The organism is uncultured Meiothermus sp. (assembly GCF_937863175.1).
Classification (GTDB): domain Bacteria; phylum Deinococcota; class Deinococci; order Deinococcales; family Thermaceae; genus Meiothermus.
Genome location: NZ_CALMCQ010000390.1, coordinates 1 through 10,615, shown reverse-complemented (window position 1 = coordinate 10,615; position 10,615 = coordinate 1). Strand labels below are relative to the sequence as shown.

10 protein-coding genes are annotated in these 10,615 nt (G+C 59.8%); 3 read left to right on the top strand and 7 right to left on the bottom strand.

Annotated elements, in window-relative coordinates:
* From Q0288_RS14650 to Q0288_RS14620, 7 genes are all read right to left on the bottom strand, one after another.
* On the bottom strand, positions 1–1,150 hold a 1,150-nt coding region (locus tag Q0288_RS14650; protein WP_299431892.1), incomplete at its 3' end, for a proton-conducting transporter membrane subunit.
* Positions 1,147–1,578 (bottom strand): NADH-quinone oxidoreductase subunit K, encoded by a 432-nt coding sequence (locus Q0288_RS14645; RefSeq protein WP_299431889.1) that lies wholly within the window; start codon positions 1,576–1,578, stop codon positions 1,147–1,149. The genes Q0288_RS14650 and Q0288_RS14645, both read right to left, overlap by 4 nt.
* Complete coding sequence (locus Q0288_RS14640; RefSeq protein WP_299431886.1) at positions 1,575–2,009, bottom strand: MnhB domain-containing protein; 435 nt, start codon at positions 2,007–2,009, stop codon at positions 1,575–1,577. The genes Q0288_RS14645 and Q0288_RS14640 overlap by 4 nt, the downstream gene beginning before the upstream one ends.
* Positions 2,006–4,255 carry a hydrogen gas-evolving membrane-bound hydrogenase subunit E gene (gene mbhE, locus Q0288_RS14635; protein ID WP_299431884.1) on the bottom strand — a complete coding sequence of 750 codons (2,250 nt, stop codon included), beginning with the start codon at positions 4,253–4,255 and terminating at the stop codon, positions 2,006–2,008. Before mbhE ends, Q0288_RS14640 begins: the two co-directional genes overlap by 4 nt.
* A gap of 583 nt (positions 4,256–4,838) precedes the next feature.
* Positions 4,839–5,576, bottom strand: a complete 738-nt coding sequence (locus tag Q0288_RS14630; protein ID WP_299431881.1) for an alpha/beta fold hydrolase — start codon at positions 5,574–5,576, stop codon at positions 4,839–4,841.
* A 61-nt stretch (positions 5,577–5,637) separates the two neighbouring features.
* On the bottom strand, positions 5,638–6,798 hold the full coding sequence (locus tag Q0288_RS14625; RefSeq protein WP_299431878.1) for an ATP-grasp domain-containing protein: 1,161 nt from the start codon (positions 6,796–6,798) through the stop codon (positions 5,638–5,640).
* Between the two features lie 67 nt (positions 6,799–6,865).
* On the bottom strand, positions 6,866–7,852 hold the full coding sequence (locus Q0288_RS14620) for an RluA family pseudouridine synthase (RefSeq protein ID WP_299431875.1): 987 nt from the start codon (positions 7,850–7,852) through the stop codon (positions 6,866–6,868).
* Between the two features lie 141 nt (positions 7,853–7,993).
* Between Q0288_RS14620 and Q0288_RS14615 the strand changes: the two genes are divergently transcribed.
* From Q0288_RS14615 to Q0288_RS14605, 3 genes are all read left to right on the top strand, one after another.
* Entirely contained in the window at positions 7,994–8,632 is a 639-nt protein-coding gene (locus Q0288_RS14615; protein ID WP_299431872.1) for an HD domain-containing protein, read from the top strand.
* Between the two features lie 212 nt (positions 8,633–8,844).
* On the top strand, positions 8,845–9,834 hold the full coding sequence (ruvB, locus tag Q0288_RS14610; RefSeq protein WP_299431869.1) for a Holliday junction branch migration DNA helicase RuvB: 990 nt from the start codon (positions 8,845–8,847) through the stop codon (positions 9,832–9,834).
* Positions 9,835–10,283: 449 nt separating this feature from the next.
* Positions 10,284–10,615, top strand: a 332-nt coding sequence (locus tag Q0288_RS14605) for a DUF4388 domain-containing protein (protein ID WP_299431866.1), incomplete at its 3' end; no start/stop codon positions are given.

Here is a 10,615-nt window from a genome sequence, read left to right as displayed (position 1 = left end):
TTCCCACCAGCGACATCGCGGGCACCAGAAACAGCAAACCAAGCCAGGGCCGCACTTTGTACAGCCCGCCGCAGCGACGCAAATCGTAGCTGCCGGTTAGCCGGAAGACGATTGCAGCAATCAGAAACAGGTTGGCCTTAACGATGATGTGATGAATAATATAAAACATGCTGCCCACATACCCTTGCTGGCTGGCTAATCCGATACCCAGTAACATGTAGCCGATCTGGCTAATGATGTGGAAAGCCAGGATGCGCCGCATGTCCCAGTGATAGGCAGCCCCAAGCACCCCGGTAATCATAGTTGCCACCGCAACCCAGCCCAGCACCTCGTAGACAATTGCGGGCGTGGTGGTAAACACGTCGCCGAGTACACGTAGCACTGCATATACCCCCACCTTGGTCAGCAGCGCGGCAAACAAGGCCGCAAGTGGCGCTGGAAGGGTGTGATACGCTGCCGGTAGCCAGGCGAACACCGGGAAGGCGCTGGCCTTGATTAAAAAGGCCAGCACCAGTGCGACTATAAAGGGAGTTAGTCGTCCTGCCTCGTCCTGGAGCCCGACCTGCTCCAGTGCGCTAAAGTTCAGGTACCCGGTTGCGCCATAAACGGTGGCGATGGAGACCAGCAGAAACAAGGTACCAAGTGTGTTTAGCACGAAATACTTTAGCGTGGCATCCAGATGCCGGGGTCGTGCACCGTAGGCTAGCAGGCCCAGGGCCGAGATCAACATCAGCTCGAACCAGACATACAGGTTGAACAGGTCAGCGGTCACAAAGGCTCCGCCTACACCGGCCAGCAACAGATGAACCAGAGGATGCAGTGTCGGCGAGACTGCGGCTGTATCGGCATCGGAGAGTTGAAACAGGAGCGCCGCCAGACCCATCAGTGCAGTGATCACTGCCATGCTGGCGCCAAGCCGGTCGGCAGCAAACTCAATGCCGAAGGGCGCTTCCCAGTCACCAAATGACATGTGCAAAGTGACTCCGGCCTCGGCGTAGGCCAGGAGCACCAGGGTGCTGGCCAGCAGAGCAAATGCTCCGGCCAGGCTTACCGCAGCCTGCTGTCGGGGCTGCCCCGACAGCAGGCCGGTGAGCAGGGCTATACCCAGCGGAACCAGAACTGGCGCAGCAACCCAGATATTCTCGCTCATCGCACCTCCTGCAGCGCCCTGGGGTCTGGGTGCTCGCTGGTGGTGGCATCTTCCAGTACCGGCTGGCCGTTAGCGGCCGGCGGGGGCTCGGCTTCTCGCAGCTTTTCGCTGTCGTTATTTGCGGTCTCCTGGCTGATAGCCAGCACCAGTACCAGCGAGAAGAAAGTCAGCGCCATTCCAATCACAATTGCGGTCAAGACCAGGGCCTGCGGAAGCGGGTTGGCAGCATCGGCTGCCAGCAGGGTTTCCCCTAGCGGAACTACCGGCGGGTTCATGGTTCCAACACGGCCAGCGACAAACATAGACAGGTTGGCCGCGGCGCCAATTAGCGATACCCCGATAACCACCCGTAGCAGGTCGCGCGCCAGTACCAGGTAGACCCCTGCAGCCACCATCGCGCCGATGGCAAAAGCCAGAACCCAGATCATGGCTCGGCCTCCTCATCAATGGCCACCACCTGGGCACACAGACCGCCCAGCGCCGCCCATACGGTGCCAAAGACACCAAGATCGAATAGCATCACCGTTGAGACCTTGAACTCGGTAAAGCCCAGAGGTATCGAGCCCCACAGGTGGGTCATGTAAGGCAGGTTGTGCCCTAAAGCCGGAAGGCCAGAGGCAAACGAAAGCAGCAGCGAAGCATAGGCCAGTCTCAGCGGCCCCAGGGGCATACGCGACTGGGCGAAATCTGCTCCGCGGGCCACGGCCAGCATAGCTGTGGCCGCAACTGCGACCATCCCACCAATAAATCCGCCACCCGGCTCGTTATGGCCGCGCAGCAGAAGCCAGAAAGCTGCGGCAAGCATAAGCGGATACAGGATCCGTACGGCCACATCGAGAATTACCGCGCGCTGGGTCATGGGTTTTTCCTCCGTGACTTTGCCAGCCGCGCCCGTACTAACAACAGCAAGGGTATGGTGGCTATAAAGCTCGCCCCAACCACTGCGATTTCTCCCAGGGTGTCAACCGCCCGGAAGTCTACCAGCACCACATTGACCACATTCCGGCCGTGAGCATCCGGCACTGCTCGCTCGGCAAAGTACTGTGTCAGCACCGGGTCGAAGAGGCCGGCGGTAGCAGCCAGCACCAGGGCTGCTATAACCGTTCCCACCGCTACAGCCACTACTGTGCGGGCTTTAGTGTTGTGAACCGGGGCTGGTTCCAGATCCAGCCTGCGTACGCGCAGCAGGATAGCTGCAATCACCACCACAAAAGCCACCTCCACCGCAAACTGGGTGAGAGCAAGGTCGGGCGCTCCCAGGAACAGGAATAACAGCGCAGAACCGAACCCAACCAGACCGCTGGTAAGCAGCAGTACGAAAGAGTCGCGCACACGGCAGGCGGCTATAGCCGCCACCACCAGCAACAGACTGACCCCGACCACCGCTAGCGATGGCGGGTCGAAGGCGGGCCACTGCCTGTTCCAAATCACCAGCGCCGGTACTACGGCCACGACCACGGCGCCAAGCAGCATAGCCGCATAACCGACCAGGCTACCGTGCTGCAACCGAGGGGTCAGCCAGTTGGCCGCTGCCGGGATGGCCCGCATTAGCAGGTCGTACCAGGCCGAGGGCGAGAAGCGCTCGAGCTCACGCCCACGCTCGAGCAACTTGTGCAACTGATCCCAGGCGATGAAGAAGGCTAGTCCAATCACGCTGGCGGTAACCAGCGATACCAGGACATGCCCATTTAGCAAGATTCTTAGTTCCTCGTACTGCAGGGCCGGCCGCATGGACTCGGCAGCAGCCCCAATCAGGGGGCCTATCAGATGAGGCACTAACCCCAGCACGATGCCCAGCCCTGCTACCATCAGCGGTGGTAGCCAGAGCAGGGGGCTGCCTTCATGCACCCCCTCGGTGCTGGCGTTTCCGTTGTGCTGCCAGAAGACTCGGATGGCCGCCACGGCGGCCACTGCTACCGACATCGCGCTGACGAACATGCTGGCGTAGCTAGCCCAGGCAAAAATCTGGCCATCATGTTTAGCAATCTCGATTAAGTCCTTGGCAACGAAGCCAAATGATAAGGGCATGCCGGCCATCGAAATTGCCGCCAACAGCGCTGCAACTGCACTCAAAGGCATTACCCTGACCAGTCTGGACAGATGGTCAATGTTGCGGGTTCCGGCTGCATAGTCCACGTTACCGGCCACAAAGAACAGCGGGGCCTTGTACAGAGCGTGCGCCAGCAGGAAGGCGCTGGTAGCCATGACCGCACCGTCGCCAGGCTGGCCTATCAGCATTACTAGGGTGCCCAGCGCAGCCACCGTTGACCAGGCCAGGATGCGTTTGAGGTCACGTTCACTTAGGGTCAGTAGCATGGCCAGGACTGAAGTCACTACCCCCACGGTTATCAGCGAGACCTGCCACAGTAGCAGCTCATCAAACGCCGGGTGAAGCCGACCCAGCAGGTAGATGCCTAGCTTTACCATGGTCGCCGAGTGCAGGTAAGCCGAGACCGGGGTTGGGGCGCTCATGGCGTTGGGCAGCCAGAAGTGGAAGGGGAACTGAGCGCTTTTGGAGAAGGCCCCGATAAAGATACAGACCAGCGCCAGTGGAACCAGCTCGTGGTTAATCCAGTTAGGCCCGCTCGCGATCAGTTCGGAGATCGAGTACGTCCCGGCTACCTGCCCAAGCAAGATGAGGCCTGCCAGCATAACCAGACCACCGCCACCGGTTACCACCAGGGCCTGGCGGGCGCTAGCGCGTGCGGTAGCGTCCTCGTGTTTGGTGCCCACCAGCAGGAAGGAGGTCAGGCCGGTGAGCTCCCAGAAGACGAAGAGCACGATCAGGTTGTCGGCGCTGACGCTGCCGAGCATCGCGGCCATGAAGGCCAGCAATAGCACAAATACCCTTTTACGCTTTGGGTCGCCCGCCAGGTAGCCCGCCGCGTAGACCAGAACAAAGCCGCCAATACCGGTGATCAGCAGTATAAACTGCAGCGCCCACCCATCTATATGCAGCGAAGCCTCAATGCCAAGTGAGGGAATCCACGGCAGGTGTATCCGTACTGGCAGTTCGGCAGTAAGGTAGACCATGAGCGCCAGAGCAAACAGGGCAAACGGCACCAGCGCCAGCGCCACCAGCCGCGATGGTTTATCGGTGTTCATCCGCTTTGACCCTCGCTCTTGCTAAGGCCATAGCCGACATAAAGAAGCCCTGGTTCAAGGCCCTTCCCGGCCTTTCCCGCGAACGATTTTCTGTGGATTACGGCTTTGCAAGGCCCTATGCAACCCCATGACAGCAGTCGCATAAATAAAAGTTTTACCTTAGACTCCAGCCCGCAATCCGCACCAGGTCCGGTGTACCGGAGCAGCCAAGCACAGCATATCCTGTCGGTCTGGAAGGCCCTGGGTATTAAAGATGCCAGATATAGCTGCACTTTCACCATCCGGCACTCTAGAGGCTTTGTTCCGTCTAAAACCCAACTCTTTAGCCAGACGCTCCATTTGTTCTGTTTCACCAAATCACGCTCGATCATCATTAGCTTATTCATGAAAGCGAGAACCACAGATGCACAATTGCGACGGACACTGCCACGGCTTTCCTACCCAGGTGAAGTCTCATCAGACCTCGAGTAGTGAGGCGCATTGTATTCTGGGCTTGCCCCGCCTTTCAACTATACCGGTTATGCAAAATACACCAATACGCCAGGTTTTGTGCCCAGCAGGGCCGCGCCATGGAAGCAAGTGTCTAGACCCCCAGCCGTTCCAGCTCGTGCGGCAGCATCTTCTGCCACCAGGGCCAGTCGTGATCTACATCGTGGCCCCAGTAGTCAAAGGTGGCGTACACGCCCTTCTGGTGGAGCAGTTCCTGCATTTCACGTATATCACGCACGCACTCTTCTTCCCAGCGCCCCTGCCCCACCGCAAACACGATTTTGTTGCGCCGGTAGGCAGCTAGCTTGTCCTGGTCGGTGAGGTTGCGCAAGTACCACAGCGGGGAATTGTAGTAAGCATCCATACCCCCCTGGTCTCCCACAAAGCCGCCTACCTGGTAGAGCCCCGACAAAGCGATCAGGCCATCAAACACCTCGGGGTATTTGAAGAAGAAGTTGGCGGCATGATAGGCCCCCATGCTACACCCGGTAACCCACATGGTCTGTAGGCCAGTGTTCTTGCGCACAAACGAGACCACCTCCTGCAGGATGTAGGCATCGTAGTCGTTGTGACGGCGGGCCCGCTGGGCAGGCGGAATGCTCTTGTTGGTCCAGCTCTGCCAGTCAATGCCGTCCACACAAAAAAACTTGACCCGGCCTGCTTCAATCATGGGAGCCAGGGCCTGGGCCATCCCGGCGTGGCCTTCCCAGTCGAACCAGCGCCCGTTCTGCGCGGGAAATACGATGACCGGCTGGCCATAGTGGCCGTAGAGCTTGAGTTCCATTTCGTGCCCCAGGGCCGGGCTGAACCACTTGTGATATTCGGTCTGCATACTGTCCTCGTCACTGCTCGAGAGTAAAGGGTCGAGGGCCCTTTTGGGCTGGCCTCCGGCACTAGGCTCTTTCCTGTATGGCTTGCGCTGCCCTCAGCATGGGGCTGAGTTCAGGGTGGCGCAAGATGTAACCGTAGTTGCCGATCGCACCCGCAAAAATACCGCTGATGGGCTCGTGGTGGGCTACCAGCGGCCCGAACTCGAGCATTACCTGTTGGTGCGAACGCTTGTAGTGGATGTGATCTTTGCGGCCCACATAGGTACAGAAATAGGGGTGCCTGGCCTGCTCGCCCACGGTGCCGTGGGTGAGCACGTTGACCCACTCCTTGAAGATGTCCATATCGTTGGCATAGTTGAACATGTCAATCGAAAGGCCGCCGGGCGGACGCATATTCACTTCCAGCGCCACCAGTGAGCCATCTTCCAGCCGAAAGAACTCGAAGTGGAAGAAGCGCTCGAGCACGTTGAAGGTTTTGGCAACCTTGCGCCCTGCCTCGCGCAGGTCTTCGGCGATCTCCCGCACCATGTAGTAATAAATGTCGGTATCCTCGTTGACCACGTCCATCACGCCTCTGGAATACTCGAGCGAACTATCGAATACCACCCTGCCCTGGAGGTCGGTCAGGCCATCGTAGGTGATGACTCGGCCAGGGACAAACTCCTCCAGGATGTATTCCACCGGGGGCTTGGTAGCGATGTAGTCCATCAGTTCTGCATCGTTGTTGATCTTGTAGGTTTTGGCCGCACCCACCCCAATGTCGGGCTTGGCCACCACCGGATAGCCCACCTCTTCCACAAAATCCTGGGCTTCTACCGCCGTGCGGCAAACCTTGCCCCGTGCTACCCGCAAGCCCGCAAGCTGGAAGTACTGCTTCATGACCGACTTGCGCTTGATGTGGCTCATGTCCTCAGGGCGCAGGCCGAAAATATTGAAATCCTGACGCAGCATGGCCTCGGTCTCGAGCCAGTACTCGCTCATGGACTCGAGCCGATCCAGTTTGCCGTACTTGTGGGTGAAGTAGCCCAGGGCCCGCACCAGCTCCTGGTAGTTGTGCAGATCGGAAACCTTGTAATACTCGGTCAGGGCATACCTCAACTCGGGATGTAGCTGGTCAAATTCGGCGTCGGCCAGGCCCAGCACCGTATGTCCGGCCTCGCGCAGACGCACGCAAAAAGGCCAGAAGTTGGGAGGAAAATGGGGGGAGAGGAAAACTACATTCATACCTTACCTCCGGGCTGTCCAGTTGCTCCACAGTATTCCCAACCCGCGCCCGCAAATCAAGCTTTTTCTACCAGGAGGGTTCTGCTGGATTCACCCCTGCCGCATCGGTAATCAGGTCTTCCGGCCAGACCCCACCCAGCAGCCTCCAGGCCCGCACCATATCGGTCGGGATGGGGGCCAGAAAATGCAGGTACTTGCCGGTGCGTGGATGCTGAAGCCGCAGTTCGTAAGCGTGCAGGGCCTGGCGCGCAATCAAATCGGAGGGCTTGCCATACACTTCGTCGCCCAGAATCGGGGTATGCAGGTGCTTGAGGTGTACGCGAATCTGGTGGGTGCGTCCGGTGTGCAGGATGGTCGAGACCAGGGCATGTCTTTCTACCGAACCCAGCACCTCGAAATCGGTCTGGGCATGCCGGGCTGCAACACCCCCCACATGCATGCGGGTGCGGTCTACCGGGTGACGGCCTATCGGCGCAGATAGGGTGCCTCCCTGCGGGACTCCCGCCGTGAGGGCGATGTAGCGCTTGAAGACGCTACGCCCTGCGAAGGCCTGGGACAGGCGGCGGTGGGCCGCCTCGTGGCGTGCTACCACAATCGCCCCGCTGGTATCCTTGTCGAGCCGGTGCACGATGCCGGGGCGCACCAGCTCGAGTCTTTGGGCCTTCATGCGCACCGTGTCGTCTGCGTCCTCGCGCTCGCCCAGCGAGGCATCCAGCCCAAACCGGCCCAGGATGGCATTCACCAGCGTCCCCGAGTACACTCCTGGGGCCGGATGGGTAATCATGCCGGCCTGTTTGTTGATCACGATCAGGTCTTCATCTTCGTAGAGCACCCGCAGTGGAATGTCCTCCGCCGCGACCGAAACAGGAACTGGGGGGGGGGGATGGGCTCCGCCGGTCTCTCCCTTGAGCTTATAGGAGGCCCTGGTCACCACCTTACCCCCCACCCAGACCAGCCCGGCCTCGATCCATTCCTGGGCCTTGGCCCGGGAAGTATTGGCCTCAAAGGCCAGGGCCTGGTCGAGGCGAACCCCCGTTGCAGCAAAACGCACCATCGGAGCTATTGTAGAGGATTGGCAAAGGAAGCAAGGCCCCGGCACAAGCGTCTTGCGCGTGGGTATCAGCAGAATTGATATTACGTCCGGGGGCATTTCGCGAATTCCCACCCCCCGGCCCTAAGCCCGTAGGATGGCGGAGTGACCACGGTACAACAACAACACATCGAAGCCCTGGCTACCAGGGTGGAGCAACGATCCATTTCCGAGGGCAGCCACGACTGGTGGCACATTTGGCGGGTCCGGCAGATGGCGGTACGCATTGCCAGGGCCGAAGGGGCCGACTTGTATCTGGTGGAACTCGCGGCGCTGTGCCACGACCTGGAAGACTGGAAATATGCGCACACGCCAGTCATCCAGCCACTGCTCGGTGGGCTCGAGGTTGAGCCGGCCGTTATTGAACAGGTGCTGGAAATCTGTCTGCGTATCAGCTTCAAAGGAGCAGGCGTCGCCGACGAGATGCCCAGTCTGGAAGGCCAGGCAGTGCAGGATGCCGACCGATTGGATGCCATGGGGGCCATCGGGATTGCCCGCTGTTTTGCCTATGGGGGTTCTAAAGGGCGGGCGCTGTACCATCCTGGCGAGACCGCTGCCCTGCACCAGAGCTTTGGCGAGTACCAGAACAGCGATTCGTCGAGCCTGTCGCACTTTTACGAAAAACTCTTCTGGCTCAAAGACCGAATGCACACGGCTACAGCACGAAAACTGGCCAACGAGCGACACTCCTACATGGTGGCGTTCGTCGAGCGTTTTAGGGCCGAATGGGAAGGAGGGCGGTAGGAGCCAGCCGCAAACAGCCGTGGCTTACACCCCTGGCGAAGTCATAGGGCCAAAACCCCCTCATCCCGGCCCTTCCTCTACCCGGAGAGGGGTTCTTGCCCAACACAAATCCCTTCCCCCCCGATGCGATGCGTCCAGGAGCCGGATACCAACCAGGCGGGGTGATTGGCCCAGATTATGTAGCAAACATAATGAGGTGGTACACTCCTTGTATGATGGGGAGCGTGGAACCGGATTTGACCCTGCGGCCCAAGAGCCTGGAAGACTACGTGGGGCAGGCCAAACTCAAGAAAAAACTGCGGGTCTACCTCGAGGCTGCCAGGAACCGGGAGGAGGCCCTCGACCACCTGCTCTTGTTTGGGCCACCCGGACTCGGCAAGACCACCCTGGCCCACGTGGTGGCCTACGAGCTGGGCGTGAACATCCGCGTGACCAGCGGCCCCGCCATCGAAAAACCGGGCGACCTGGCAGCCATTCTGACCAACAGCCTGGAAGAAGGCGACATCTTATTCATAGACGAAATACACCGGCTTTCCAAGGCTTCCGAGGAACACCTTTATCCAGCCCTGGAGGATTTTAAGATTGATATTGTCATCGGTACAGGCCCCGCCGCCCGCACCCTGCGGCTGGATCTGCCCCGCTTTACCCTGATTGGCGCGACCACCCGCCCCGGGCTCATCTCCGGGCCCTTGCGGAGCCGCTTCGGGATTATCGAGCACCTCGAGTTTTACACCGAGACCGAGCTGGCCCAGGGCGTCGAGCGCGATGCCCAGCTGATGGGACTGCGCATCGAGCCCGAGGCCGCCCTGGAAATCGGGCACCGCAGCCGTGGCACCATGCGCATTGCCAAGCGGCTTTTCCGGCGAGTACGCGACTTCAGCGAAGTAGCCGGCGAGCAGGTGGTGCACCTCGAGCGCACACGGCAGGCCCTTGCGGCCCTCGGTATGGATGCGCTGGGCCTGGACACCCGCGACCGCCTGATCATGCAGGCCGTAATCGAGCGCTTTGCCGGGGGGCCGGTGGGCCTCGAGACCCTGGCCACCGCACTCTCCGAAGACCCCGAAACCCTCGAGGAAGTCCATGAGCCCTTCCTGATTCAGCTGGGACTGCTCAAGCGCACCCCCAGGGGTCGCCAGGCCACTGAGCGGGCCTACACCCACTTTGGCTACCCGCTGCCGGAGCAGAACCGACTGCTGGATTAAGCAATGGCTGGCGAGAGTTCCTGGTATGAGCGGCCATTTACTGGTCGCAGGCTCTGGTTAGCACTCTGGGCTATCGCCCGTTCGCTGAGGCCCAATTCTGGCGGAGCCTCAGCACCTCCCGTACTTTTCGCATACGGATCCCCGGTGTTGGCATGAACCCTGCGCTAAAGCTCACACCGCCTGGATTCCCGAGCCGCTACCGAGGTCGCCGTTTGCACTTGGAAGAGCCGCCTGGCGATTTTGCTCTAAAAATCAGCGCCCAGCTTGGTAAAACAACTGCCCGTGATCAATAAATCTCATGCCCGGCTTGGCGCAAAACACGCTGCGGTTGAGCGCAAGTGGCCAGGCGCCCCTGGCAAACGGGTAATAAAGGCTGCCGGGAGTTCGGAAAAGATGCCATACTGAGTTGGGATTGCCGGTCTACGGCAATCACTTGAGGAAACCGCACCGTGATCCGGGCCAGACTGGGCGAAATTGAACTGGGAGATCTGCTGCGCACCCTCGAGGGAGGCCGCAAAAATGCCGTCATCAGTCTAACCTGCCCCAAGCTGAAGGGACGAATTCATGTTCGCGAGGGCAAAATCGCCTACATCCAGACCCACCCCGGCCCCCACCTGGGCGAGTACCTGGTGCGCTTCGACTATCTGACCCTCGAACAGGTACAGGAACTGGTCAAATACCAGCAACAAGAGAACCCGGGAACCCCCCTGGGCTTTCTGGCGCTGCAACAAAAAATGGTCACCGAAGATGAGCTAAACGATGTCTTGCACGCGCAAATCCT

What these genes read in the sequence shown, in the direction of transcription:
- Q0288_RS14645 (WP_299431889.1), bottom strand. Translation starts at nt 1,578, where the DNA reads ATGATCTGGGTTCTGGCTTTTGCCATCGGCGCGATGGTGGCTGCAGGG.
- Q0288_RS14640 (WP_299431886.1), bottom strand. Translation starts at nt 2,009, where the DNA reads ATGACCCAGCGCGCGGTAATTCTCGATGTGGCCGTACGGATCCTGTAT.
- mbhE (WP_299431884.1), bottom strand. Translation starts at nt 4,255, where the DNA reads ATGAACACCGATAAACCATCGCGGCTGGTGGCGCTGGCGCTGGTGCCG.
- Q0288_RS14630 (WP_299431881.1), bottom strand. Translation starts at nt 5,576, where the DNA reads ATGCAGACCGAATATCACAAGTGGTTCAGCCCGGCCCTGGGGCACGAA.
- Q0288_RS14625 (WP_299431878.1), bottom strand. Translation starts at nt 6,798, where the DNA reads ATGAATGTAGTTTTCCTCTCCCCCCATTTTCCTCCCAACTTCTGGCCT.
- Q0288_RS14620 (WP_299431875.1), bottom strand. Translation starts at nt 7,852, where the DNA reads ATGGTGCGTTTTGCTGCAACGGGGGTTCGCCTCGACCAGGCCCTGGCC.
- ruvB (WP_299431869.1), top strand. Translation starts at nt 8,845, where the DNA reads ATGATGGGGAGCGTGGAACCGGATTTGACCCTGCGGCCCAAGAGCCTG.